The following is a 25023-nucleotide window of genomic DNA, read 5'->3' as shown; positions in this document are numbered from 1 at the left end:
CGTGCTGCGTTCATTCTCGGGGAGCAAAGTCGGCGATTGTACTGATTCCGCGGACGAACGCACTCACAAAGTCATCAAAAGGCCATCAAGGTGATGAAACGTTTATGTGGTCGTTGCTCACGACTCGATGGCCAACAAATCATTGTGGCGAGGGAGCTTGCTCCCGCTCGGCTGCGTAGCAGTCGCAAACCGGAGATGCGTTTTGTCTGAACGTACGCGTCAGCACTTTTGGGACGGCTTCGCCGTCCAGCGGGAGCAAGCTCCCTCGCCACAACAGCCCTCACCACAAAAGCGCTCGCCACTGCTTCCCTCATCACAGAAAGCCCCCTCACCACAGGGGCTGTGCTATTGCTTGTCGCTCACCTGAAGCTGTCCGTCCCACCCGCCACCCAGTGCGGCGATCAATTGCACGCTGGCGATCAAGCGGCTCTGCAGCAAGCTCAGCACGTTGCGCTCGTTGCTCAACGCCGTGGCCTGAACCACCACCACATCCAGATAGGCAATCAGCCCGGCCCGGTACTGATTCCGGGTCAAACGCAAGGACTCGCGCGCCGCCTCCAGGGCTTCCTGACGCACCTTGGCTTCGTCTTCCAGCACCTTGAGCTGCACCAGATAGTTTTCCACTTCACGGAAGCCGTCGAGCACGGTCTGGCGGTATTTAGCGACGGTTTCGTCATAGGCCGCTTCGCTGCGATCGACTTCCGCCGAGCGCTGCCCACCGTCGAACAGGGTCATGGCCAGTTGCGGGCCGACTGACCAGAAGCGGTTCGGCACGCTGATCCAGTTGTTAGAGGTGCTGCTGCTATAACCGCCGTTCAGGCTCAGGGTCAGGTCTGGGTAGTAGGCGGCTTTGGCCACGCCGATATTGGCGTTGGCGGCCATCACCGAGCGCTCGGCGGAGGCGATGTCCGGGCGGCGTTCCAGCAACTGCGAAGGCAGGCTCAGCGGCACCTGCGGCAATGCCGGGATATCTTTGGTTTCAGCCAGCCTGAACTCGGCCGGCGGCAGGCCAATCAGTACAGCGATGGCGTTCTCGAACTGCGCGCGCTGCCAGATCAGGTCGACCATCTCTGCCTGAGTGCTTTTGAGCTGTGTGGTGGCCTGGGCCACTGCGTCCTTGCCGGAGACACCGGCGCGGTACTGGTTTTCGGTCATGGTCAGCGAGCGCTGATAAGCCTCGACCGTCGCTTCCAGCAGGCGTTTCTGTTCGTCGATCACCCGCAGTTGCAGGTAGTTCTGCACCAGCTCCGATTGCTGGCTCAGGCGCATCGCCGCCAGATCGGCAAAACTCGCCTCGGCGTTGGCCGTATCGGCCTCCAGGCCTCGGCGCAATTTGCCCCAGACGTCCGCTTCCCAACTGACCCCGGCCTGCGCGGTGTAAGTGTCGCGAATACCGCTGGAGGAACTGCTCAGGCTCGAGCTGCTGCTACCGGTGCCCTGGCTGGAACGGGTTTTCCCCACGGTCAGGTCCACCGTCGGGAAAAACGCCCCCCGGGCGCTGCGCACCAAGGCCTGGGCCTGGCGGTACTGGGCTTCGGACTGGGCGACGGTCTGGTTGGCGCTGTTGAGTTTTTCGATCAGGCCGTTGAGCTGCTGATCGCCATACAGCTCCCACCAGGCACCACGGGCCAGAGAATCGCTGGGATTGGCCTGACGCCAGCCAGCCGCTTCCTTGTACTGTGCTGGCGCGGCGGCTTGCGGGCGCTGGTAATCCGGGCCGATGGCGCAGGCACTGAGCATCGCCACGCACAGCGACAGGCCCAGCAAACGCGAGCGCTGCGCCGTGAACAGCGCCGAGATCAGCGGTGCAGCCAGGTTGATAAGCGAACGGTCAGTCATAGCGGAGTTTCCAGAGCAGCATCGGTACGCACTCCGCGCCAGCGATTGAACCGATGGCGCAGATTGTCGAGATAGAGGTAAACCACCGGGGTGGTGTAAAGCGTCAGCACCTGGCTGAAGACCAGCCCGCCGATGATGGTCAGGCCCAGCGGCTGACGCATTTCCGCCCCTTCGGCACGGCTCAGCAACAGCGGCAAGGCGCCGAGGATTGCCGCCAGAGTGGTCATCAGAATCGGTCGCAGCCGTTGCAGGCAAGCGCTGCGGATCGATTCCAGCGGCTCCAGGCCCTGGTGCCGTTCCAGTTGCAGCGCCAGATCGATCATCAGAATCGCATTCTTCTTCACCACGCCAATCAGCAGGAACAGCCCGAGCAAGGAGATCAGGCTGAACTCGCCGCCCAGCACATAGATCGACAGCAACGCTCCGACCCCGGCCGACGGCAAGGTCGAGAGAATGGTCAGCGGGTGGATGTAGCTTTCATACAGCACGCCCAGCACCAGATACACCGCCACCAGCGCGCCGAGAATCATCCACGGCTGGCTCTTCTGGGTCGCGGCGAACGCATCGGCGGTACCGGCCATTTTCGCGATGACGTCTTCCGGCAAACCAACCTTGGCAATCGCCCGCTCAATCGCCGCCGAGCCCTGCTCCACCGTCACGCCTTCGGCCATGTCGAACGCGATACTTTCCGAAGCGAACTGGCCTTCGTGGCTGACCCGGTCGTCTTCCAGGCTGTTTTCATAGTGCGCGATGGTGGACAGTGGAATCCGCGCACCATCGGCGGTGATCACCTGCACCTGCTTGAGCGTGACCGGGTCCTGGGCGTATTTCGGGTTGACCTCCATCACCACCTGATACTGGTTGAGGCTGTCGTAGATCGTCGAAATCTGCCGCTGGCTGTAGGCGTTGTTCAACACCGAAGTGACCATGTCCATGTCCACGCCCAGACGCTTGGCCTGATCGCGATCGACGATCAGGGTCACTTGCTGGGCGCCACGGCCTTCGCGTGCGTCGATTGCCGTCAGTTCCGGCAGCGCCTTGAGGGCGGTGACGACTTTCGGATACCACTCGCGCAACGCGCCGAGATCGCCGCTTTGCAGGATGTAGGAATATTGCGAGGAGGTTTGCTCGCGGCCGCCGCCGAATTGCAGGTCCTGATCCGCCATCAGCATCAATTGCGCACCCGGCACTTTGGGCATTTCCTTGCGCAGGCGTTCGATGACTTTCTGCGCGGACAGATTGCGTTCCTTGATCGGCTTCAGTCGCACCAGCATGAAGGCGTTGTTGGTGCCGTTGCTGCCACCGATGAAACCGGCGACACTTTGCACCGCCTCGTCCTTGAGCACGGCGCGGCGGAAGATTTCCATCTTCGGCTGCATCACGCTGAACGACAGCCCGTCATCGCCACGCACGAAACCGATCAACTGGCCGGTGTCTTGCTGAGGCAAGAAAGTTTTAGGAACAATGACATACAGCGCGATGTTCACGCCAATCGTCACGAGCAGGCTGAGCAGGGTCAGCCGACGGTGACGCAATACCCAGTCAAGGCTGGTGGCGTATTTGCCGACCATCCACTCGTTGGTCCGCTGGCTCCAGCGCTGCAGGCGGTTTTCCTGCCCCGGCGTGTGCGGCTTGAGCCAGCGCGCGCAGAGCATCGGCGTCAGCGTCAGCGACACCAGCAACGACACCACAATGGCCGCCGCCAGGGTGATGGAAAACTCGCGGAACAGGCTTTCGATGATCCCGCCCATGAACAGGATCGACAGGAACACCGCCACCAGCGAGACGTTCATCGACAGCAGCGTAAAGCCGACTTCCTGGGCCCCGAGGTAGGCCGCCTTCATCGGCGGCACGCCCTTGTCGATGTGCCGGGAAATGTTCTCCAGCACCACGATGGCGTCGTCCACCACCAGCCCGGTGGCCAGGATCAGCGCCATCAACGACAGGTTGTTCAGAGAGAACCCATAGAGGTACATCACCGCAAACGTGCCCACCAGCGATACCGGTACCGCCAGGGTCGGAATCAGCGAGGCGCGGAAGTTACCGAGGAACAGGAACACCACCAGAATCACCAGCGCCACGGCAATCAGCAGGGTCATTTCCGCTTCATGCAGGGTGGCCTTGATCACCGGCGAACGGTCCATCGCCAGGTTCAGCTTGACGCTGGCCGGCAGCACTGCCTGCAACGCCGGCAATTGCGCCTTGATCTCGTTGACCGTCTCGATGATGTTGGCGCCGGCCTGGCGGTTGATCACCAGCAACACCGCCGCGTCGTCGTTGAAGAACCCGCTGTTGTAGCGGTCCTCGACGCCGTCGCTGACCTTGGCCACATCCTTCAGGCGCAGGGCCGCGCCGTCCGCGTAGTGAATGATCAGCGACTCGTAATCCTTGGCCTTTTCCAGCTGATCGTTGGCCTGCACCTGCCACAGCCGCTGGCTGTCTTCGACCGAGCCCTTGGGCCGGCGCACGTTGGCGTTGGCGATGGTGTTGCGCACGTCGTCCAGCGCCACGCCGTATTGGTTCAGTGCCTGGGGTTCGAGTTCGATGCGCACCGCCGGCAGCGAACTGCCACCGATCTGCACTTCCCCCACGCCCTGCACCTGGGACAGGCTCTGGGACAGGATCGTCGAGGCGAGGTCGTAGAGCTGGCCTTTTTCCAGCACGTCCGAGGTCAGCGACAGCACCATGATCGGCGCCTGGGACGGGTTGACCTTCTTATAGGTCGGCATGCTGCGCATCCCACTCGGCAGCAAATTGCGCGAGGCGTTGATCGCCGCCTGCACTTCCCGCGCCGCGCCGTTGATGTCGCGGTCCAGGTCGAATTGCAGAATCACTCGCGTCGAACCCTGGCTGGAACGACTGCTCATGGTGTTGACCCCGGCGATGGCGCCGAAGGAACGCTCCAGTGGCGTGGCCACGGTCGAAGCCATGACCTCCGGGCTCGCACCGGGCAGGCTCGCCTGGACCACGATCACCGGGAAATCCATCTGCGGCAGCGGCGATACTGGCAACAGGCCGAAGCTCACGCCGCCCAGCAGCATGATCGCCAGGCTTAACAACATCGTTGCGACCGGGCGCTTGATAAAAGGTCCGGACAGGTTCATGGCTGTTCTACCGCTTCCACAGACTCGGACTTACTTCCCCAGCGCCGCCCGAGGCGATCGAAGTACAAGTAGATGACAGGCGTGGTAAACAGCGTCAGCACCTGACTCACCAGCAAGCCACCGACCATCACCAGACCCAAAGGCTGGCGCAGTTCCGCGCCGGAACCGGTGGCCAGCATCAGTGGCACCGCGCCGAACAACGCCGCCAGGGTGGTCATCAGAATCGGCCGGAAGCGCAGCAGCGCGGCCTGATAGATCGCCGTTTGCGGGTCCATGCCCTGATTGCGTTCCGCCTCGAGGGCGAAGTCGATCATCATGATCGCGTTCTTTTTCACGATACCGATCAGCAGGATGATGCCGATGATCGCGATCATCCCCAGGTCATTGCCGCTCAACAGCAACGCCAGCAAGGCGCCGACCGCCGCCGAGGGCAAGGTCGAGAGAATGGTGATCGGGTGAATGTAGCTCTCGTAGAGCACGCCAAGCACGATGTACATGGTGACCACCGCCGCCAGAATCAGCAGCAAGGTGCTCGACAGCGACGCCTGGAACGCTTCGGCCGCGCCCTGGAACTGGGTCTGCACGCCAATCGGCATGCCGATATCTTTCTGCACCTGATCGATGATCTCCACCGCATGCCCCAGTGCCACGCCCGGTGCCAGGTTGAAGGACATCATCACCGCCGGGAACTGGCCGATGTGAGTGATCGCCAGTTGCGCCTGACGTTCCTCGACATGCGCCAGACTGGACAGGCGCACCTGACCGCCATCGGTGGTCTTGACGTGAATCTGGTTCAGCGCATCCGGGCCGATTTTCTCGCCGGACTGCGACTGCAACACCACGCGGTATTGGCTGGCCTGGGTGTAAATGGTGGAAATCTGCCGCTGACCGAAGGCGTCGTACAGCGCGTCGGTGATGTTCGACACCGATACGCCGAGCCGCGATGCCGCATCACGGTCGATCACCAGAAAAACCTGCAAGCCCTTGTCCTGCAAATCGCTGGCGACGTCGGTCAGCTCCGGCCGTTGCGCCAGCGCTTCCACCAGACGCCCGCTCCACAGGCTGAGCAACTCGGAATCCGGCGAGGACATGCTGAATTGGTACTGCGTGCGGCTGACCCGATCTTCGATCGTCAGGTCCTGCACCGGCTGCATGAACAGGCGAATGCCGATCAGCTTGTCCAGCTCCGGTTGCAGACGCGCGATCACTTCGGTGGCGCTCAGGTCGCGATGGCTGTGGGATTTGAGGTTGATCAGCAGCCGGCCACTGTTCAGCGTCGAGTTATCGCCATCGACTCCGATGTAGGACGACAGGCTCTCGACCGCCGGATCGGCCAGAATCACCTTGGCCAGTTCCTGCTGGCGCTCGCTCATCGCCGCAAAGGAAATCGACTGCGGCGCCTCGGAAATACCCTGGATCACCCCGGTGTCCTGCACCGGGAAGAAACCCTTGGGCACCACCATGTACAGGAACACGGTCAACGCCAGCGTGCCGATGGCCACCATCAGTGTCAGCGGCTGGTGCTTGAGAACCCACTTTAACTTGCGCCCGTAAGCCGCGATCATCCAATCAATTGCGGCGCCACTGGAGCGGTAGAACCGGCCCTGTTCTGCTTCCTTGGGCTCACGCTTGAGCAGCCGCGCACACATCATTGGCGTCAGGGTCAGGGACACCACGAGTGAAATCAGGATCGCCACTGCCAACGTGATCGCGAACTCACGGAACAAGCGCCCCACCACGTCGGCCATGAACAGCAGCGGAATCAGCACCGCAATCAGCGACAGCGTCAGGGAAATCAGGGTAAAGCCAATCTGCTTGGCGCCCTTGAGCGCCGCTTGCAGCGGGCTGTCACCCTCTTCGATGTATCGTGAAATGTTCTCCAGCATGACGATCGCATCGTCCACCACAAAACCGGTGGCGATGGTCAACGCCATCAGGGTCAGGTTATTGACCGAAAAGCCTGCGAGGTACATCACGCCGAAGGTGCCGATCAATGACAGCGGCACCGCCACCGACGGAATGATCGTGGCGCTGGCCCGCCGCAAGAACAGGAACGTGACCATCACCACCAGTGCGATGGCGATCAGCAATTCGTGTTGAACGTCGGTGACCGAGGCGCGGATGGTCTGGGTGCGGTCGGTGAGCACGGTGACTTCGAGGCCGGCCGGCAGGTTGTCGGTGATACTCGGCAGCAAGGCCTTGATCCGGTCGACCACTTCGATGACGTTGGCGCCGGGCTGACGCTGGATGTTCAGCAGCACGGCCTGGTTTTCATTGGCCCACGCCGCCAGACGTTCGTTCTCGGCACCGTCGACGATCTCTGCCACGTCCTTGAGCCGCAATGGCGCGCCGTTGCTGTAGGCGAGGATCAGGTTGGCGTAGTCCTTGGGTGACGTCAGTTGGTCGTTGGCGTCGAGCATCGACACCCGGGTCGGGCCGTCGAAATTACCCTTGGGCTGATTGACGTTGGAGGCGCCGATCAACGTGCGCACGTCCGACAGGTTCAGGCCGTTGGCCGCTAGGGCCTCGGGGTTGACCTTGATGCGCACGGCCTGACGCTGGCCGCCGGCAATGCTGACCATGCCGACGCCGCTGATCTGGGCAATTTTCTGCGCCATGCGGGTGTCGACCAGATCATTGAGTTTGGGCAACAGCATGGTTTTTGAGGTGATGGCCAGGGTCAGCACCGGGGTGTCCGCCGGATTGACCTTGTTGTACACCGGCGGTGCCGGCAAATCCTTGGGCAGCAAGTTGGTCGCGGCGTTGATCGCGGCCTGCACCTGCTGCTCGGCGACGTCCATGTTGATGTCGAGGCTGAACCGCAGGGTCAGCACCGAGGCGCCGCCGGAACTGGTGGATGCCATCTGGGTCAGCCCGGGCATTTGCCCGAACTGACGCTCCAGCGGCGCCGTCACGGCGCTGGTCATGACATCCGGGCTGGCGCCGGGATAGAGCGTCATGACGCGAATGGTCGGGTAATCCACCTGGGGCAATGCCGACACCGGCAGCAGCCGATAAGCGATCACACCGGCCAGAATAATGGCCAGCATGCTCAGGGTCGTGGCGACCGGGCGAAGGATGAACAGCCGCGAGATGTTCATGCGCCGCCCTTTTTCGCCTTGTCGGTGGTCGCGGGTTCAGTCGCATCGGCCGCCGATTTGCCTTGCAGGTGCTCGGTCGGGGTGGTCGGCACATCCTTGCTATCGTTGACGACCTCCACTTCGCTGCCTTCTTTCAGGCGGTCGGTGCCTTCCAGCACCACCCGATCACCAGCGGCCAGGCCCTCGGTAATCACCGTGTTGTCACCGTCACTGGCGCCGACTTTCAACTGGCGGATGGTGACCTTCTTGTCGCCATCCATGGCATAGACGAACGTGCCGTTGGTGCCGAACTGGATCGCCGCCGAAGGCGCAAGCACCACGCCTTTGAGGGTGTCGGCCAGCAAGTGGACGTTGACGAACTGATTGGGGAACAGTGCTTGATCACGGTTCTCGTAACGGGCCTTGAATTTCAGGGTGCCGGTGGTGACGTCGATCTGGTTGTCCAGACTCTGCAACACGCCAGTGGCCTGCAATTGGGTATCACCACGGTCCCAGGCTTCGGCGGGCAGCTTGGCACCGGTGCGATAACGGGCCAGCACGGTGTCCAGGCTGTTTTCCGGCAAGGTGAATGCGACGCTGATCGGTTGAGTCTGGGTGATGATCACCAGCGCCGTGGTGTCATTGGCCGCGACGAGGTTACCGACATCCAGCTGACGCAAGCCCACACGCCCGGCGATCGGCGCGCGGATTTTGGTGAATTCCAGATTGAGTTTGGCGTCGTTGACCGCCGCCTGATTGGTCTTGACCGTGCCCAGGTACTGGCCGACCAAGGCTTCGGCAGTGTCCAGGGTTTGCTTGGCGATACTGTCTTCGCGGTACAGGCCGCGATAGCGCTCGACATCGACTTGGGCATTCTTCAGTTGCGCCTGATTCTGCAGCAAGGTGCCTTCAGCCTGGAGCAAGGCGTTCTGGTAAGGACGCGGATCGATCTCGGCCAGCAGGTCGCCCGCCTTGACCATCTGCCCTTCTTCGAACGAAATCTTGATCAGTTCGCCGCCCACCCGGCTGCGCACATTGATGGTGTTCAGCGCGGTCACGGTGCCCAGCGCCTTGTAATACAGCGGGAAATCGCCTTTGACCGCTGGCGCCACACGCACCGGGACCGGACCGGACGCCCCGCCGAACCCCGGACGCATCCCACCCGACCTGCCGGTGTGTCCGGCAACGGCTTTCTGCCCTGCGCCCTCCTTCGGGCTGCTGCCTGCGGGCCAGAACTTCCAGCACAGGCCAGCGATGACCAACAGGACAAGCAGGCCAAACAGCCAACGACGGGGATTACGGGAAGCGGAAGATTGCATTGAGTGATCAACCATTGGGCGCGTGGGCTTTTTTACATGAGGCTGAACGATAAGCACTGGCGGGTCTGAAGCAAAGCGCCTTTACCGGCAATTTACCTTCGGCTTACGTAACAGGAAGTTTGGTTAAGACACTGAAGCACAAATGAAAACGGCCTGGACAGAGGGGGCGTTCTCAATTAATTACCCCGCCGCGCCGGGTCTGCTGTTGTGCAGGGCAAGGCGCGAGAAGCGTGGTTTGGTCATTCCAAATAAGCTTTGAGCAACGCAGCCCTGCACAACAGCAGGCCCGGCCCTTCGGGTTGTGCCTTAAAGCGGGCCAGGCTGCGTTGCAGGCCTTGGAAAGGGAACACCATTCCCAGCGGCCTGCGCCTTGCCTGGCCCGCTTTAAGGCGACAACGCGGCGGGGAAATTAACTGAGAACGCCCCCTAGGCCGTTAACAATTGTAAAACTTCGCTTATTTCAGAACGGCGAGCGCTGCGTCGTAGTTCGGTTCTTGACCGATTTCGCTGACCAGTTCGCTATGCAGAACCTTGTCGTTCTCGTCCAGCACCACGACGGCACGGGCAGTCAGGCCTTTGAGTGGGCCATCGGCAATCGCCACGCCGTAGTTCTCGATGAACTCGGCACCGCGCAGGGTCGACAGGTTTTGCACGTTTTCCAGACCTTCGGCACCGCAGAAACGAGCCTGGGCGAACGGCAGGTCAGCGGAGATGCACAGCACCACGGTGTTGGCGACGTCGTTGGCCTGGGCGTTGAATTTGCGAACCGAAGTGGCGCAGGTCGGGGTGTCGATGCTTGGGAAAATGTTCAGCACTTTGCGCTTGCCGGCGAAGCTCGCCAAGGTCACGTCCGACAGATTGCCGGCAACCAGGGAAAAGGCTGGCGCCTTGGAACCGGCTTGTGGCAGTTGGCCGTTGACTTGAACCGGGTTGCCTTTAAGAGTGACTTGAGCCATGAACGGAGTCCTTCTGAACGTTGATGTAGAGAATTTTGACGAGGCCGAAGTTAACCACGAAATGGTCTGGCGACCTATGGTCAGATACAAATTGTGATGTTTCGTCACACAAACTGGATACACCCGTTTCCACAAAACTTACAAACAGCGCCCCCCCTGTGTGGGCTGGCGAAAGCGGTTCAACATTCAACAATGATGTTGGCTGAGAGTCCGTCTTCGCGAGCAAGCCCGCACACAGGACCGTATACAGGCTGCTTAACCGAGCAAGCGCAACATATTGCGGTGCCGCGCTTCGAAAATCCGCCGCATGCAGGCATTGACCACCAGCCACTCCAACGGCGCGCCACCAATGGCCGCATAGGTCACACGGTCGGTGTACAGCGTACCGCCCTCACCCGCCGCCACCCGATGTTCATGACGAAAGGCAGCCATGGGCCCCTTGAGCATTTCATCAATGAAATGGTGCTCCCCCACCTCCCGGATCACCACCGTCCAGTTCGACGGGATCAAGTTGAACATCCAGTGCCGAAAGCGAAATTGTCGACCGGCCTCGATGCGCAGGTTGGTAAGGTCGATATCACCCAGCGGTGTGACCCGTTCCGGGAAGATCTTCGGGAAGTTGACGCCTTCCAGGCAAAAGTCGAGCACTTGCTTGGGTGTGCGGTTGGGGATCAGGGTGGTGAGTTCCAGAACGGGCATGAATGATGGCATCCCATCGGCCAGGGGATTGGCAGACTACCATCACGCTAAAATCCTACCCATCCCCCGTAGGAGCTGCCGAAGGCTGCGATCTTTTGATCTTGTTCTTTTCAGGCACCGCAAAAGCAAAATCAAAAGATCACAGCCCTCGGCAGCTCCTACAAAGATAGGGGCAGAAGGTTTGTAGCGATTTTCCTTGGGCCGCATTGTCGATTTGGCCCATGGCCATTCGACTAGACAGTGGGTCACTCAAATCCAGCGGAGACAAAACCATGCGATTCATGATCATTGTGAAAGCCAGCCCGGATTCCGAGGCTGGTGTGATGCCCAGCGAAGAACTGATGACCGCGATGGGCAATTTCAACGAGGAACTGGCCAAGGCCGGCATCCTCATCGATTGCGACGGCCTGCAACCCAGCAGTAAAGGCGCCCGCGTACGTTTTTCGGGTGACGAGCGTACGGTGATCGACGGCCCGTTCGCCGAAACCAAGGAGCTGATCGCAGGCTATTGGTTGTGGCAGGTGAAGTCGAAAGAGGAAGCGATCGAGTGGGTCAAGCGCTGCCCCAACCCGATGCCGGGGACAGAGGCCGAGATCGAGATTCGCCAGGTGTACGAGGCCGAAGACTTCGGGGCCGAGTTCACACCGCAGTTGCGCGAGCAGGAAGAACGAGTACGTGCGCAGGCGAAGCAGCACTGAAGCAAAACTGATGCACCTGACACACCTGATGCACTTCTGATGCACCTGATGCCGCTTGATACGTCGTAGGAGCTGCCGAAGGCTGCGATCTTTTGATCTTGCTCTTTCCGAGGGCCGTAAAACAAGATCAAAAGATCGCAGCCTTCGGCAGCTCCTACGCGGGTATCGGGTTTGCGGGGAATTTAGTGGGAGACTGCTTTTCGCGAGCAGGCCCGCTCCCACACTTTGATCTCTGGTGTTCACAAATAAATTGCTCACAGCAGATCCAGTGTGGGAGCGAGCCTGCTCGCGATATAGGCCCTCAGCCCCGCCGCATTACTTGGACTTGGACTTGAGCTTCAGATACGACTGATGCAGGTCCGACGCCCAGCCATCGATCACGTTTTTCACGTCACCGGCCTTCATCACCTGATCTGAGTTTTCCAGCGGTTTGCCAATGCCCTTGCGCACCACTTGGGCCACGACTTTGTTGTTGCCGCCATCGAGAAATACCGCTTCGGTGGCCAGATTGGTTTCCTGGTCGCGAATGCCGCTGGCTGTACTGACTGCCGCCGCTACCAGGGCGATCGGGATCACTTCATAAGGCTGGAGGCTTTCGGTCTTGCTGGTAACAGAGGTGATCGCCGCACGCACCACCATAACGCCTGGGCCGGGACCATTGGCCAGTGGCAGGGATCTGCCTATTTCGCGTTTAAGTGCTTGATCGTAGTAACTGGTGATGCCGTTCAGTGTGGTCTGAGGGATTTTCACCGTCGGTTGCGGTTTGGGGTAGAGCTGCGTCGGCTCGATGTAGACACTGGTGAATTTGTTGATATCAAGCTTGGGGTCCATCCAGCGCATCACCACGGCGCCCGATGGCGACTTGGCCTCCTTCAGCTGACTGTAATCCTTGAGAAAGCCGGAATACTGGTCTGGCTCGACGACTTTGCTGGAGCAACCCACCACTCCGATAGAGGCGATGCACAGGGTGCTCATCATTAACGCAAGCTTCATGCTTGTAACTCCTGTCAGAAGGCCGGCAACAATATGGCATACGGGAATTAAAGGTATAGCCAATACTGGGCGCTTTGTTATCGAAACATACAATATTCATCTATTGCTGCGGCCGTTAAAGTGATTGCGGCACTCCTCCAGGATTCGGAAAAAACCTAATCACCACGAAGATCCGCTTTTCGCCGCCAATTCCCGCCGACTATTGGCGCGCATCGCCTTGATCAGCGATACCGTGCCCACCAGGATGATCACCGCCGCGAACAGGAAGTCGATGCTGTACAGCTGGAAGTCGTTCAACGGCCCCACCAGAAACACCCGGATCGCACCAATACTCACCAGCGTTGCGAGAAAATCGATGCCCGGCTCATCGCGATAAAACACGTGCAGCAGCGGCAGACACATCACCAGCAACAGCAGCAGCACAATCACCTTGAACGAGCCCTTGCGCTCGATGCTGAATGCGCATTCGTTGGCGCCATAGGGCTTGTAGTCTTCCTCGCGAATCAACGAGTTTTTCTCGTTGATGTATTCCACGCGGTTGTACTTCTGGATCGGCGTGAAGGTGTTCGACATCTCCATACCAGTGGTGATGTGCCTGAATTTCAGGTCAATGCGCTCATTGCCCTTGAGGATGTACAGCACCGGTTTGTAGCCGTAGCGATAGGTGTCGAACGGAAAGTCCGTCGACCGCCCCAAGACCCCGATGGGTCTGGACTCAAGTTCCGCGTAGGCACTTTTATCGGTCGAAGAAAGGTTGCGGCTCAGGGGCTTGATCCTGACCTGCTCCATGAGAATCGGCGCAATGCCGTAGGACCACTGCATGGGTTCCATGCGCAGCCGCAGTTCGTTGCGGCCCAGGTCATAGCGATCAAAGGTTCGCTCGGAGACGATCACCGCGCCCGAGAGCATGAACTCGCCATGAACGTTGTTGGTAATGTGCAGCGACAGTCGATCCCTGCCCGAGCCTGTGGCATCGCTGGCCGGTGGCGTGCCACACCAGGCGTAGCTGCTGAAGGTCTCCCCGAGCTGGCCGTTACGGTTCTCTTTGAACACATAAAAGTAACTGCCCCACAGGGCTGCCATCAGCAGCAACGCGAAAAGCCCTAAAATCTTCTTGCCCACGCTCAAACCAGACTCCTTTCTTTGCTGACTCCTTATGAGGCGCGGACTCTATCAAAATGCCATCAGTGGCCCAAGGAAAAGATCGCAGCCCTCGGCAGCTCCTACGGGATTGGACCTGGCGGGATTTTGTAGGAGCTGCCGAAGGCTGCGATCTTTTGCTGTTGACCTCCTACCGCCGCCGAAACAGCGGTCGCGGCTCAATCACCGAGCGTCCGTACAACACGCTCATCCCCGCCAATCCCTTCAGCGCATCTTCAGCGGATTTATCTTCACGCACGGCGAAACTGTCGAAACCGCATTGGCGCATGTGGCTGAGTTGATCGCGCAGCACATCACCAATCGCGCGCAATTCGCCTTGCCAACCGAAACGCGTACGCAGCAGATAGGCCTGGCTGTAGGCGCGGCCGTCGCGAAAACTCGGGAAGTCGAGGGCAATCAGCGGCAGGTCGGGAAACCACGGGGTCAGGTTTGTCACTTCCTCGTTGGGCCCCAGCCAGACGCCTTCGAGCGCTGATGTCCTGTCGGCATTAAGTGCCAGCCACTGGGGTAACGGCAGTATCAGCGGTCCGGCCGGCAACTCATCCGTTGCTTCACGAATCAACTGCCACGGATCATCGCGCACCCACTCGGCACCGCCCTCTTGCAAACGCAGCAGATTATTCATGCCGACACCTCCAGCATTTTCGGGTAAACCCGTTCCTTGAACGGCTCCAGACCGATGCGCGCCAAGGTATCGACGAACAGTTCCTCGCTCTCGCGGTAGCGGACAAATGTAGCGATGATCCGCTCGATCACCGCGGGCACTTCGGCGGCGCTGAAGGACGGGCCGATGACTTTGCCCAACGCGCTGCTCTTGCCCTGGGCGCCGCCAAGGGTGATCTGGTACCACTCGCTGCCGTTCTTATCGACGCCAAGAATGCCGATGTTGCCGATGTGGTGGTGGCCGCAGGCGTTCATGCAACCGGAGATATTCAGACTGATGTCGCCCAGGTCATGCAGGTAATCCAGGTCCTCGAATCGCGCCTGTATCGCTTGTGCGACGGGAATGGATTTGGCGTTGGCCAACGCGCAGAAGTCGCCGCCGGGGCAGGCGATGATGTCGGTCAACAAGCCGATGTTGGCGCATCCCAGGCCTTGCTCGCAGGCCAGGCACCACAGCGGGTAAAGGTCGGTCTTGGGCACGTCCGGCAGGACGACGTTCTGTTCATGGGCGATGCGAATTTCGCCGAAGCCGAACTGTTCGGACCACTGGGCCACCGCGTCCATTTGCTCGGCCGTGACATCACCCGGAGGTGCGGCGATGCCCGGTTTGGTCGACAGCACCACGCTGGCGTAACCCGGCACCTTGTGAGGCTGAACATTGCGCGCCACCCAACGGGCGAATGCCGGGTTCTCGGCCAGGCGTGTGCCGAAGTCCAGATCGGTGCCGGCCAGCGAACGGTAATCGGGCGGCACGAAGGCACTGGCGACACGCTCATACTCGACGTCGGTCAACTGCGCCGGACCGTCCTTGAGGTATTGCCACTCCTCCTCCACTTCCTTGGCGAACGCTTCGATACCCAAAGCCTTGACCAGAATCTTGATCCGCGCCTTGTATTTGTTATCGCGCCGCCCGTGGCGGTTATAGACCCGCAGCACCGATTCGACGTAGGACAGCAGGTGCTGCCACGGCAAGCCTTCGCGGATCTGCAAACCGAGAATCGGCGTACGCCCCAAGCCGCCACCCACGATCACCCGCAAGAGCATTTGCCCGCTGTCATCGCGATAAAGATAGAGGCCGATGTCATGCATCATGATCGCCGCGCGGTCCTGCTTCGCCGAGCAGATGGCGATCTTGAACTTGCGCGGCAGGAACAGGAATTCCGGGTTGATGGTCGACCATTGCCGCAGGATCTCTGCCAGTGGGCGCGGGTCCATCAACTCGTCCGCCGCGACGCCGACGAAGGCTTCGGTGGTGATGTTGCGCACGCAGTTGCCGGAGGTCTGGATCGCGTGCATTTCCACTTCGGCCAGACGTTCGAGAATGTCCGGCACCTGGGCCAGTTCGATCCAGTTGAACTGCATGTTCTGCCGGGTGGTGAAGTGGCCGTAGCCTCGATCGTAGTCCCGCGCAATGCTCGCCAGAATGCGCATTTGCTTGGCGCTCAGCGTGCCGTAAGGAATTGCCACGCGCAGCATGTAGGCATGTTTTTGCATGTACAGGCCGTTCTGCAGGCGCAGGGGCAGGAACTCTTCTTCACTCAACTCCCCGGCCATGAAACGTTCGACCTGATCGCGAAACTGCGCAACACGCTCGAACACCAGGGCCCGGTCATAGTCATCGTATTGATACATGTGGCTGCCACCTCATCAGGATTATCGGGCTCTGCGGCTGATGCCTGCTGCAATCCTTGTGGGAGCGAGCCTGCTCGCGATGACGGTTGCACAATCAACACATGTGCTGACTGTCAGTCCGCTATCGCGAGCAGGCTCGCTCCCACAAGGTCTGCTCCTTAACTGGTCGGCATCAGGCTCTGCGGCTCGTTCTTGAGGTGGCGACTATGCACCTGCAGCGCAGCACGTTACAGATTCAGCTAGACACTAAAAAACCGTATCAGGGCGCGGCCTATGGCCGCAGGCCCGCATCGCATCTGACCCGCATAAACTCGGTTTTTCTGAGTCTGTTTTGTTTGCGGCAGGGTTTCTACAGTTCATGGCATGCCAGACCGGGTGGCCTGGCAAGACTTTGCAACCGTGGAAGAATTGACCATGAGCACAGCAACAATCGGACAGGCCTATAACTACAAGGTCGTTCGCCAATTCGTCGTGGCAACCATCGTCTGGGGCATCGTCGGGATGGCGATGGGGGTGTGGATCGCCTCGCAACTGGTGTGGCCCGAGATGAACCTCGACCTGCCGTGGACCACCTTCGGCCGCTTGCGTCCGCTGCACACCAGCCTGGTGATTTTCGGCTTTGCCGGTAGCGCCCAATTCGCCGCCAGTTACTACGCGGTGCAACGCACCTGCCAGGTGCGGCTGTATTCCGACAAGCTCGCCGCCTTCACCTTCTGGGGCTGGCAATCGGTGATCGTGGTGATGCTGATCACCCTGCCGCTGGGCTACACCACCACCAAGGAATACGCCGAGATCGAATTCTCCGGCGCGGTGTGGATGACGGTGGTCTGGGTCGCTTACGCCATCGTGTTCTTCACCACTGTGGTGCAACGCAAGACCAAACACATCTACGTCGGCAACTGGTTTTTCGGCGCGTTCATTGTGGTGATCGCCATGCTGCACGTGGTCAATCACCTGTCGATTCCGGTGGACTGGTTCAAGTCGTATCCGGTGTATTCCGGGGCCACCGACGCCATGGTGCAATGGTGGTACGGGCACAACGCGGTGGGGTTCTTCCTGACTACCGGCTTCCTCGGAATGATGTATTACTTCGTGCCAAAACAGGTGGGTCGGCCGGTGTATTCCTATCGCTTGTCGATCGTGCATTTCTGGGCGCTGATCACCCTGTACATCTGGGCCGGCCCGCACCACTTGCACTACACCGCACTGCCAGACTGGGCGCAGTCACTGGGCATGGCGATGTCGCTGATTCTGCTGGCGCCGAGCTGGGGCGGGATGATCAATGGGATGATGACGTTGTCGGGCGCCTGGCATAAGTTGCGCACCGACCCGATCCTGCGTTTTCTGGTGCTGTCCCTGGCCTTCTACGGCATGTCGACGTTTGAAGGGCCGATGATGGCGATCAAGACGGTGAATGCCCTCTCCCACTACACCGACTGGACCATCGGCCACGTTCACGCCGGGGCCCTGGGCTGGGTGGCTATGATCACCTTCGGCGCCATCTACCACATGGTCCCGAAAGTCTTCGGCCGCCCACAGATGCACAGCATCGGCCTGATCAACGCACACTTCTGGCTGGCGACCATCGGCACCGTGCTGTACATCGCCTCGATGTGGGTCAACGGCATCACCCAGGGTTTGATGTGGCGCGCGATCAACGACGACGGCACGCTGACCTACTCCTTCGTCGAAGCCTTGCAGGCCAGTCATCCGGGGTTTGTGGTGCGCTTCGTCGGCGGGGTGTTCTTCCTTAGCGGCATGTTGCTGATGGCCTACAACACCTGGCGCACGGTGCGGGTGGCGGACGTGAGGATGGCTGAACTTGAAGCGCAGATTGCCTGAGGCAAGGAGCCTGACATGATCGAGATGGCGCTGAATCTATTGGGTGTTCTGGGGCTTTGGCTGGCGGTCGAATACTGCCTGAAACAGCAGACGGCCGAGAGCCTGGACGATGCCAGCCTGATTCCGTTCGCCGATGATCCCGAGGTGGCGCGGCGGGTGGAATTGGCGACGGGTAAGACTGTGAAAGCGGTGGCGCCTGAAGAGGTGAAGCCGGGTTGGGGTAACCTCGAAATCTGATACACCCATCTACTGAGGGAGCTGCAGTGAATCCATCGGTTGGGAACGCCGCAGATCAATGTGGGAGCGAGCCTGCTCGCGATAGCGGAGGGTCAGTCAACATACATGTTGATTGCTAAACCGCCATCGCGAGCAGGCTCGCTCCCACAGGGAATGCGTAATGCTCAGAGAATTCAGCCGCGCTCGCGGGGAATCAGGCTCTGCAGTTGCTGCGCCAGGAAGTTCGCATCGAAGGCAAAGGTATCCGGGTCTTTCAAACCATTGGTCTTGCGCCATTGCCAATTGCTGGAGGGCGGCAGGCACACCAGCGAAATGCTGCCATAACGCGCGGCGGTCAAGCCCATCACTGCCAGGGAAATCTGCCCACCCGCGCCCATCACGTCCGGCACGAACTCCACCGGTTTACCGGCAATCACAATAGACAGTTTCTCGGTCTTGAACGGCGACGTCTCGAGCGGCACGCTCGGCCCGGACGCGACATACGCCTCGCGGCTCACTTCCAACAGATTCGGCGTCAGGACCGGAGCCAGCCACTGCTGGATCTGATCGAACAACTCACCAATGCGCGTCGCCCACACGGCCGATTGCGACTCAAACAGTTGCTTCTTGTGCGCTTCGCTATCTGCATAGTGGCGAAGCATCTCGCCCAGTTGCTGTACATCGTCCATTGCGGTGTTCCTTTTGGTTGAAGCGATGTTGCGAATGTCGATCATGGCAGATGCCGACAGCTCGCGTACGGCAAAGGTGCGAACGGCTACAGAGCCTGGGCAGATGTACGCGACGAATGGTCGTGTTTTACCTGCTTTTCAGGGGAGCACCTGTCAGATCTGACAGTAGCCAACATCCATATCCGGGGTGTTTGATAACACTGCCCAACGCGAGAGGAAAACATTCAATCCGTACAGCCAGGAGCGCACATCATGAACAGTGGGAACGATCGCAACAAATGCCGGGTAACCAATTATGTGACCATCAAAAAAATGATCGTTTACGGATTGACTCCTCCGTTTACCCAGCCTGCGAATCTGATAGGCGGAATGAACAGTGCGAGCGTTGATAACAGTCTTTTCGCAATCGACAAAGTGATCATCCCCGGCTGGAAACAACCGGTTATCCATCCCGAAAACCCTGAAGGCGGCATCGGACTAGCGCTCATCGTAAATGGACTGATGCCCGTCTGGATCGACCCTTGGGTTAATTTTTCGGAAGGTGACAGGGCGGATTTACTGCTGAATGAATCAGAGACGGCGATAGACGGCAAAACCATTCAGCCGGATGAAGATGATGATCCGCAACGATTCATTCTGAACGTACCCGGCGGACTTCTGCGCAATGGCATTAACCGTCTGCGCCTGAGGGTGAAGCGGATCAGCCAGCCAGAAGAAACCTCTCTGCCACGCGTCGTACTCTTCAATACCCCGCGTCCTGGCGGCGAGGTGACAGGCTCGGGAGACAACCCCTATCTGCTGATGACGCTTCCGGCAGATGTCATCGCCAATGGAGTGGATGCCGCTCGCGCCGCGCAAGGGGTAGATGTCACGTTGACCTATAGCTACATGCGCGAACACGACGTCATTACCCTCGATTGTGACGGCCACGAAATCCCGCACACCATCACGGCAGCCCAGGCCACGGCCGGCATCGTACAGCTGAAGCTGTTCGCCGATGCGTTTCAGAAAGGTGACAATCCCCGATTTGCCATGCGCTTTCGAGTGAGAGACCAGATCGGCAACAACTCAGGCCCACTCGCAATCTGGTCAAAAACCACTTATATCGATGTGCACATCCAAAAACCCGTTCTGGATCTAAAAGCGCCCGAAGTGTTGGAAGCCTTGGAACTCAACGGCACTCGATTGAACTTTGAACGGGACTTTTATGAGGCCAAGTTCGCCACGGTCAAGGTCGCCTTCACCGGCTCCGCCCCCGGGCAAACGGTGAAAGTGTATTGGGAGGGTCGCAATAGCACCTATGGCAGCGAGATCCAGACGGTATCCTTCGCCGGGCAGACACTCAGCTTTTCAGTGCCTCGACTGGAGGTGGTCGACTGCATCGGTAGCGGGGCGAAAATCTGGTACACCGTCAGGCTGCCCAATACCATCCAAGACCTTCCCTCCAGGGGTCTGGACATCACCGTCACCCCGCAAAGTCTGCGCCTCGCAGAGCCGACCCTCAATGGCGACAAGAGCAATCTCAGAACACACTACCCCTCATTGGTCGGTCAATACACGGTGCGCATGGGTTTTATCGGCGTCACCCCGCACTACGGTCCGGAAGTCAGCATCACGAACCCCTCCTATACCGATCACCCCGTGCCACGGGCCTGGCTGGATGAAAACCGAGGGAAAACCGTGATGTTCAATTTCACCCTGAGAAAAACGGACACCGGCGAGCCGCTTATCTTTTCGTGGTACCTGAGGCTGATTGCGTAACCGTTTCAACGACACCTGACTGGCATTCAATGTCTCAAAGTGCCTTAACAGCGTGTATCTAAATGGACGAGGGATATGCCATGCGAAAAATAATCGGCGCTCTGTTAATCGGGGCTGGTAAAGACCAACTGAAATATTTGTGCTCATACCCCATGGATGCATGGGGCTGGCATCGGAGTAAAACGGATGCTCCGCGCATTCTCTTTCATTCGCTAACGGGGTCGGTTTGATGCTGAGTATCAACTCGCCCCTTTATGCGCAAACAGCAACAGAACCCCCTGACAGCTACATCCTTACCGTGGAACGTTGTGTGAAATATGTCGAAAGTGCGCAATGGGTGTATCGGGACTATCAGTGGTCGTTTTCCATCACGCCCACACCCTGTGCGCGGCGGACACAACCGGAAGGGACACCCTTCCTTTGGAACGAACTTTCCCGTGACTATTCCAATAGCAGCTACTGGCAAAATACCCATGGCCTGCGCCACCAACTGATTTGTCATCTGGCGATTGCGAGGGACAAACCGCAGTGGAACCTGGAACCGTGGCGGCCAGATGTGGGGTATACACAAACGTTTGCGGCCGGCTGCAATCATGTCGTCCCCTTGCCTCAAAAAGCACCATGACACTTCACCGAAACATGAGCATTACAGTTGATTTATCGCTGGTGTCCGCCATCGAACAAATGGAAACTCCCTTCAGGCTTGGCCCATCGACCCAGGCCATAGCCTGAGGAAATCCAATGCGCACCATCGGCCTTATCGGCGGCATGAGCTGGGAGTCCAGCGCCGAGTATTACCGTCTTATCAACCAGCAGGTACGTGATCGCCTCGGGCCGTTGCGTTCGGCGAAACTGTTGATGTACAGCGTCGACTTCGGCCCGGTCGAACAGGCCCAGCATGCCGGGCGCTGGGACGACGCCGCGGCGATTCTGGTGGATGCAGCCCAGCGTCTGCAGGCGGGTGGCGCCGAGTGCGTGGTGCTGTGTACCAACACCATGCACAAAGTGGCCGGGCAGATTCAGGCAGCGATCGATATTCCGTTCCTGCACATTGCCGATCCGGCGGGTCAAGCGGCATTGGACGTCGGTGCGCTGCGCGTGGGTTTGCTGGGGACTGCGTTCACCATGGAGCAAGACTTTATCAAGGCACGTCTGACGGCCAAGGGCCTGACGGTGTTGGTACCGGAGGCTGAGGAGCGCCAGGCCGTTCACCGGATCATCTATGACGAGTTGTGCGTTGGAAAGATCAGCGAGGCGTCACGCCAGGTCTATCAACGGGTGATCAAGTCGCTGACCGAACGCGGCGCCCAGGTAATCATCCTAGGCTGTACCGAAATCGGCCTGCTGATCAAACCCGAGCACAGCGCCCTGCCCTTGCTCGACACCACCGAACTGCATGCGCAGGCGGCGGTGGCGTTCGCGTTGGGCGACTGACTCGCGCAGAACCTGTAGGAGCGAGGCTTGCCCGCGAAGAACGATGGTGCGTAATACCTGAAAAACCGCGGTGCATTCTTCGCGGGCAAGCCACGCTCCCACAGGATGTTCATCGCTCACATTTCTTGACTTACCGGCGTTGGGCCTCGGGCGTGCGACGCAGGCGCGCCATGCTCAGGGTATCGACCAGCCGACCGTCACGCACGGCGTAATCGCGGAACAGGCCTTCGGTCTCGAAACCGAATTTCTGGTACAGGCCGATGGCCGCTTCGTTGTCGGCGTACACTGAAAGTTCTACCCGTTGCAGGTTCATCCAGTTGTCGGCGAGGTCTAGCGCTGCTGCCAGCAATTTCGAACCGACACCCTTGCCCTGCCAAGCCACGGCGACACCCATGCCGAAGCTGCCGGCGTGGCTGCGGCGGATCCGCGAAAATTGTTCCAGGCCAATGTTGCCGATGACCGATCCCTGGTGCAGCGCCACCAGTTTCACCGCCCGCTCGTTGTCTGCCATCAGACGTTGGCGCCAGACCTCGGTGGACTGAAACGGCATTTGCAGCACCTGCCGGGCCACGGCGGGGTCGTTGTAGAGCGCGGTGATGCCCTCGATGTGGGATTCGCTGAAGCGTTCGAGGTGAATGGCAGGGTCGTGGTCGGGCATGGCGGTGTTCTTCCTTGATCGGTGTGTGGCCGATCACTCTAAACCGCGATCCCCATGAGTGGCGAGATCAAAATGTGGGAGCGGCAGATTCGGGCGCGGGCCTGACGAAAGCAAAGTCAAAAGATCGCAGCCTTCGGCAGCTCCTGCATTGATCGTGTGTACCCGTCATTCAGCGGGTGTACCCAATCTCTGTAGGAGCTGCCGAAGGCTGCGATCTTTTGCTCTTGATGGCAGGCTGTGGCGGTGTTTTGTGTCCCTTGCCGGTTGCCGAGATGCGTGCTGCATGCAGAGCGGCATGGCTAGACCGTTGACGCGACAACCACCTGCTAGAGTAAAAAGCATACCCATCGACTATCCAGCACCGGAGTCGTGCACCGCCACCTGGACGTTCGACTTGAGAAACGACGTTATTCGCCGGACTGAATGTCACCTTCGGAAAATGAGGAAATTTCTATGAAAGGTTTGCTTCGCGCCGCAGGATTCAGCCTGATGGCGTTTTTCGCAAGTTGTGGTGTTGGTGCTCAGACAGTGCACAGTCATGCTGCGCCGCCTGCCTTCACCGCCACACCGGCCGATATCCAAGCGGATAGCCAAAGAAATTGATCGACATGGGTCGTGTATACCCGTCATTCAGCGGGTGTACCCAACCCCTGTAGGAGCTGCCGAAGGCTGCGATCTTTTGCTCTTGATGCCCGGCTAATCGAACCACTCCCGCCGCTCATTGAAGGTGTTGTGGATCAGCTCGACGATGCTCTGCACCTCACCTTCATCCCGGGAATCGGCATTGACCGCCATCCATACCTGACGCTGCATCGGTTGCTTGAAGAGCCCGGGTAACGCCACCAGCCCCCGGTCGAATTGGCTCATGTAGTGCGGCAATAAACCGATGCAGGCGCTACAGCGGATCATCTCTAGCATCAGCTCATAGGCATGCAGTTGCACCACTCCCGCCAGGCGCTGCTCCACCAGACTGTTCCACGGCCCAAAAGCGCTGACGTGGCGGTCGTGCTGCCATTGCACCAGCATGAAATCGGCCAGGTCACCCAGGCTGTCCGGCCGCGCCGCGACCCGTGAATAGCGTTTGGCGATGTGCGGCAGATAGTCCAGCCGTGCCAGTCGCTGGGGCTCGCTGATGGCAAAACTGGGGCCTGGCGACGGCGAATCTGTGCCCGCGAGCCATACCACCACATCGGCGCTGATCGCTCGCAGGGACAGTTCGCTGTCCAGGGAAATGATGTCCAGGCGCACACTGGCGTTGCGCCGCAGCAGCGAGACCAGATCACGACCGAGGATGTCGTGCAGGATCGACTCGGCGACGGCCAGGCGAATCAAGGGCTGTTCGATCACGGGCAAGTCGCGTTCACGGGCCAGGGCAATCAACTGCGCCTGAAGCTGCAAGCCGTCACGACTGAGTGCAAAGCCATTGCCGGAGTGGCTGAACAGCGAACGCCGCAGTTGCGCTTCAAGTTGTGCCAGTTGTTTACGCAATTGGGTCGATTTGATGTTGAGACTGCGGGCCGCTTGCATGAAACAACCGCAACGGGCACAGACCCGGAAAGACTGCACCAGCACCGGATCGATTCCGGCCAGTGAGTGTAAGGATTGGTTTTGTTCTACGGGCCAACGGTACGCGGTCACATCCTGACGATCAGTGGGTTCCATGAATGCCATTGATGACTCCCTGTCGATCTGTCCTTGAGCGTTTTATCCTGCTGACTGTTTATGAACTTGATGTGACGGCCGCACAAAAAGCGAATTAACCACCGGGCGTTTGCCGAAAGCTCACCGCCAGGCGATTCCAGCTGTTGATGGTGCTGACGGCCAGGGTCAGGTCGACCAGTTCGCCTTCGCTGAACTGCTCCCGGGCCAGGGCGTAAACGTCGTCCGGCACGTGGCTTTGCGAGAGCAGGGTCACCGCTTCGGTCCAGGCCAGGGCGGCTCGCTCCCGAGGGTTGAAGAAATTGCTGTCGCGCCAGACCACGATCGCATACAGCCGGCGATCGCTCTCACCGAAGCGGCGCGCGTCCACCGAGTGCATGTCGGTGCAGAAGGCGCAGCCATTGAGCTGCGAGGCGCGGATTTTGATCAGGTTCAACAAGGCCGGTTCGATGCTCAGATTGCTGGTCAAGGCCTCCATGGCAATCATGGCTTTCATCGCTTTGGGCGATGCGTTGTAGTAATCCAGGCGGGCGTTCATGGCGGTGCCTCAAGGCGCTGATCAGTGCCTCCACGGTAGGCGCCGATGCACGAGGGTTACAGACCCAATTTGGCGAAAAAAC

General features: G+C 59.5%; 21 protein-coding genes. 7 read left to right on the top strand and 14 right to left on the bottom strand.

From position 1 onward, the window contains the following. Positions 1-345: 345 nt before the first annotated feature. From ACZ89R_RS00840 to ACZ89R_RS00815, 6 genes are all read right to left on the bottom strand, one after another. Positions 346-1839, bottom strand: a complete 1494-nt coding sequence (locus ACZ89R_RS00840; RefSeq protein ID WP_429547071.1) for an efflux transporter outer membrane subunit — start codon at positions 1837-1839, stop codon at positions 346-348. Continuing rightward, positions 1836-4943: an efflux RND transporter permease subunit gene (locus ACZ89R_RS00835; protein WP_429547072.1), complete on the bottom strand. Its 3108-nt coding sequence runs from the start codon at positions 4941-4943 to the stop codon at positions 1836-1838. The genes ACZ89R_RS00840 and ACZ89R_RS00835 overlap by 4 nt, the downstream gene beginning before the upstream one ends. Then, positions 4940-8044, bottom strand: coding sequence for an MdtB/MuxB family multidrug efflux RND transporter permease subunit (locus ACZ89R_RS00830; RefSeq protein WP_429547073.1), 3105 nt, complete (start codon positions 8042-8044; stop codon positions 4940-4942). The genes ACZ89R_RS00835 and ACZ89R_RS00830 overlap by 4 nt, the downstream gene beginning before the upstream one ends. Beyond that, the gene (locus tag ACZ89R_RS00825; RefSeq protein ID WP_429547074.1) at positions 8041-9357 is read right to left on the bottom strand and encodes an MdtA/MuxA family multidrug efflux RND transporter periplasmic adaptor subunit; all 1317 of its coding nucleotides are present in this window, start codon (positions 9355-9357) and stop codon (positions 8041-8043) included. The genes ACZ89R_RS00830 and ACZ89R_RS00825 overlap by 4 nt, the downstream gene beginning before the upstream one ends. A 440-nt stretch (positions 9358-9797) precedes the next feature. After that, on the bottom strand, positions 9798-10298 hold the full coding sequence (tpx, locus tag ACZ89R_RS00820; RefSeq protein WP_429547075.1) for a thiol peroxidase: 501 nt from the start codon (positions 10296-10298) through the stop codon (positions 9798-9800). Between the two features lie 255 nt (positions 10299-10553). Further along, positions 10554-10997: an SRPBCC family protein gene (locus ACZ89R_RS00815; RefSeq protein WP_429547076.1), complete on the bottom strand. Its 444-nt coding sequence runs from the start codon at positions 10995-10997 to the stop codon at positions 10554-10556. Between the two features lie 272 nt (positions 10998-11269). On the opposite strand from ACZ89R_RS00815, the gene ACZ89R_RS00810 reads away from it, so the two are divergent. Then, a complete protein-coding gene (locus tag ACZ89R_RS00810; protein ID WP_429547077.1) occupies positions 11270-11695 on the top strand; it encodes a YciI family protein in 426 nt (141 codons plus the stop codon). Between the two features lie 315 nt (positions 11696-12010). On the opposite strand, the gene ACZ89R_RS00805 is transcribed toward ACZ89R_RS00810, so the two are convergent. The 4 genes from ACZ89R_RS00805 to ACZ89R_RS00790 all read right to left on the bottom strand — a co-directional run bounded on the left by ACZ89R_RS00805 (position 12011) and on the right by ACZ89R_RS00790 (position 16144). Continuing rightward, positions 12011-12688: a DUF3313 domain-containing protein gene (locus tag ACZ89R_RS00805; protein ID WP_429547078.1), complete on the bottom strand. Its 678-nt coding sequence runs from the start codon at positions 12686-12688 to the stop codon at positions 12011-12013. A gap of 159 nt (positions 12689-12847) precedes the next feature. Continuing rightward, positions 12848-13816 carry a hypothetical protein gene (locus ACZ89R_RS00800; protein WP_429547079.1) on the bottom strand — a complete coding sequence of 323 codons (969 nt, stop codon included), beginning with the start codon at positions 13814-13816 and terminating at the stop codon, positions 12848-12850. A gap of 163 nt (positions 13817-13979) precedes the next feature. Further along, complete coding sequence (locus ACZ89R_RS00795; protein ID WP_123494355.1) at positions 13980-14474, bottom strand: DUF934 domain-containing protein; 495 nt, start codon at positions 14472-14474, stop codon at positions 13980-13982. Then, entirely contained in the window at positions 14471-16144 is a 1674-nt protein-coding gene (locus ACZ89R_RS00790) for a nitrite/sulfite reductase (protein WP_429547080.1), read from the bottom strand. The genes ACZ89R_RS00795 and ACZ89R_RS00790 overlap by 4 nt, the downstream gene beginning before the upstream one ends. 414 nt (positions 16145-16558) lie before the next feature. On the opposite strand from ACZ89R_RS00790, the gene ccoN reads away from it, so the two are divergent. After that, positions 16559-17986, top strand: coding sequence for a cytochrome-c oxidase, cbb3-type subunit I (ccoN, locus tag ACZ89R_RS00785; protein WP_429547081.1), 1428 nt, complete (start codon positions 16559-16561; stop codon positions 17984-17986). A gap of 15 nt (positions 17987-18001) precedes the next feature. Continuing rightward, complete coding sequence (locus ACZ89R_RS00780) at positions 18002-18223, top strand: cbb3-type cytochrome c oxidase subunit 3 (protein WP_192342874.1); 222 nt, start codon at positions 18002-18004, stop codon at positions 18221-18223. Between the two features lie 173 nt (positions 18224-18396). Here ACZ89R_RS00780 and ACZ89R_RS00775 read toward each other — a convergent pair whose 3' ends face one another. Next, positions 18397-18891 carry a hypothetical protein gene (locus ACZ89R_RS00775; protein WP_401171711.1) on the bottom strand — a complete coding sequence of 165 codons (495 nt, stop codon included), beginning with the start codon at positions 18889-18891 and terminating at the stop codon, positions 18397-18399. Between the two features lie 252 nt (positions 18892-19143). Between ACZ89R_RS00775 and ACZ89R_RS00770 the strand changes: the two genes are divergently transcribed. The 3 genes from ACZ89R_RS00770 to ACZ89R_RS00760 all read left to right on the top strand — a co-directional run bounded on the left by ACZ89R_RS00770 (position 19144) and on the right by ACZ89R_RS00760 (position 22086). Then, positions 19144-20652 (top strand): hypothetical protein, encoded by a 1509-nt coding sequence (locus ACZ89R_RS00770; RefSeq protein ID WP_429547082.1) that lies wholly within the window; start codon positions 19144-19146, stop codon positions 20650-20652. 229 nt (positions 20653-20881) lie between these two features. Continuing rightward, positions 20882-21277 (top strand): DUF2599 domain-containing protein, encoded by a 396-nt coding sequence (locus tag ACZ89R_RS00765; protein WP_429547083.1) that lies wholly within the window; start codon positions 20882-20884, stop codon positions 21275-21277. A 116-nt stretch (positions 21278-21393) separates the two neighbouring features. Continuing rightward, positions 21394-22086: an aspartate/glutamate racemase family protein gene (locus ACZ89R_RS00760; RefSeq protein WP_429547084.1), complete on the top strand. Its 693-nt coding sequence runs from the start codon at positions 21394-21396 to the stop codon at positions 22084-22086. Between the two features lie 130 nt (positions 22087-22216). Here the strand turns inward: ACZ89R_RS00760 and ACZ89R_RS00755 are convergent, their stop codons facing one another. Beyond that, the gene (locus tag ACZ89R_RS00755) at positions 22217-22744 is read right to left on the bottom strand and encodes a GNAT family N-acetyltransferase (protein ID WP_429547085.1); all 528 of its coding nucleotides are present in this window, start codon (positions 22742-22744) and stop codon (positions 22217-22219) included. 453 nt (positions 22745-23197) lie between these two features. Between ACZ89R_RS00755 and ACZ89R_RS00750 the strand changes: the two genes are divergently transcribed. After that, positions 23198-23347 (top strand): hypothetical protein, encoded by a 150-nt coding sequence (locus ACZ89R_RS00750; RefSeq protein ID WP_185022035.1) that lies wholly within the window; start codon positions 23198-23200, stop codon positions 23345-23347. A 93-nt stretch (positions 23348-23440) separates the two neighbouring features. Here ACZ89R_RS00750 and ACZ89R_RS00745 read toward each other — a convergent pair whose 3' ends face one another. Together ACZ89R_RS00745 and ACZ89R_RS00740 are read right to left on the bottom strand one after the other, a co-directional pair. Continuing rightward, positions 23441-24415 (bottom strand): LysR family transcriptional regulator, encoded by a 975-nt coding sequence (locus tag ACZ89R_RS00745; RefSeq protein ID WP_429547086.1) that lies wholly within the window; start codon positions 24413-24415, stop codon positions 23441-23443. Positions 24416-24500: 85 nt separating this feature from the next. Beyond that, positions 24501-24941, bottom strand: coding sequence for a carboxymuconolactone decarboxylase family protein (locus tag ACZ89R_RS00740; protein WP_429547087.1), 441 nt, complete (start codon positions 24939-24941; stop codon positions 24501-24503). Positions 24942-25023 lie beyond the last annotated feature (82 nt).

Source organism: Pseudomonas sp. TE3728 (assembly GCF_056279145.1).
The sequence above is the reverse complement of the archived record's forward strand: the minus strand, read 5'-3'. Positions and strand labels throughout refer to the sequence as shown.

What these genes read in the sequence shown, in the direction of transcription:
- ccoN (WP_429547081.1), top strand. Translation starts at nt 16,559, where the DNA reads ATGAGCACAGCAACAATCGGACAGGCCTATAACTACAAGGTCGTTCGC.
- ACZ89R_RS00740 (WP_429547087.1), bottom strand. Translation starts at nt 24,941, where the DNA reads ATGAACGCCCGCCTGGATTACTACAACGCATCGCCCAAAGCGATGAAA.
- ACZ89R_RS00770 (WP_429547082.1), top strand. Translation starts at nt 19,144, where the DNA reads ATGAACAGTGGGAACGATCGCAACAAATGCCGGGTAACCAATTATGTG.
- ACZ89R_RS00815 (WP_429547076.1), bottom strand. Translation starts at nt 10,997, where the DNA reads ATGCCCGTTCTGGAACTCACCACCCTGATCCCCAACCGCACACCCAAG.
- ACZ89R_RS00775 (WP_401171711.1), bottom strand. Translation starts at nt 18,891, where the DNA reads ATGGACGATGTACAGCAACTGGGCGAGATGCTTCGCCACTATGCAGAT.
- ACZ89R_RS00750 (WP_185022035.1), top strand. Translation starts at nt 23,198, where the DNA reads ATGAAAGGTTTGCTTCGCGCCGCAGGATTCAGCCTGATGGCGTTTTTC.
- ACZ89R_RS00760 (WP_429547084.1), top strand. Translation starts at nt 21,394, where the DNA reads ATGCGCACCATCGGCCTTATCGGCGGCATGAGCTGGGAGTCCAGCGCC.
- ACZ89R_RS00840 (WP_429547071.1), bottom strand. Translation starts at nt 1,839, where the DNA reads ATGACTGACCGTTCGCTTATCAACCTGGCTGCACCGCTGATCTCGGCG.
- ACZ89R_RS00745 (WP_429547086.1), bottom strand. Translation starts at nt 24,415, where the DNA reads ATGGCATTCATGGAACCCACTGATCGTCAGGATGTGACCGCGTACCGT.
- ACZ89R_RS00835 (WP_429547072.1), bottom strand. Translation starts at nt 4,943, where the DNA reads ATGAACCTGTCCGGACCTTTTATCAAGCGCCCGGTCGCAACGATGTTG.
- ACZ89R_RS00795 (WP_123494355.1), bottom strand. Translation starts at nt 14,474, where the DNA reads ATGAATAATCTGCTGCGTTTGCAAGAGGGCGGTGCCGAGTGGGTGCGC.
- ACZ89R_RS00825 (WP_429547074.1), bottom strand. Translation starts at nt 9,357, where the DNA reads ATGGTTGATCACTCAATGCAATCTTCCGCTTCCCGTAATCCCCGTCGT.
- ACZ89R_RS00755 (WP_429547085.1), bottom strand. Translation starts at nt 22,744, where the DNA reads ATGCCCGACCACGACCCTGCCATTCACCTCGAACGCTTCAGCGAATCC.
- ACZ89R_RS00765 (WP_429547083.1), top strand. Translation starts at nt 20,882, where the DNA reads ATGCTGAGTATCAACTCGCCCCTTTATGCGCAAACAGCAACAGAACCC.
- ACZ89R_RS00790 (WP_429547080.1), bottom strand. Translation starts at nt 16,144, where the DNA reads ATGTATCAATACGATGACTATGACCGGGCCCTGGTGTTCGAGCGTGTT.
- ACZ89R_RS00810 (WP_429547077.1), top strand. Translation starts at nt 11,270, where the DNA reads ATGCGATTCATGATCATTGTGAAAGCCAGCCCGGATTCCGAGGCTGGT.
- tpx (WP_429547075.1), bottom strand. Translation starts at nt 10,298, where the DNA reads ATGGCTCAAGTCACTCTTAAAGGCAACCCGGTTCAAGTCAACGGCCAA.
- ACZ89R_RS00780 (WP_192342874.1), top strand. Translation starts at nt 18,002, where the DNA reads ATGATCGAGATGGCGCTGAATCTATTGGGTGTTCTGGGGCTTTGGCTG.
- ACZ89R_RS00830 (WP_429547073.1), bottom strand. Translation starts at nt 8,044, where the DNA reads ATGAACATCTCGCGGCTGTTCATCCTTCGCCCGGTCGCCACGACCCTG.
- ACZ89R_RS00805 (WP_429547078.1), bottom strand. Translation starts at nt 12,688, where the DNA reads ATGAAGCTTGCGTTAATGATGAGCACCCTGTGCATCGCCTCTATCGGA.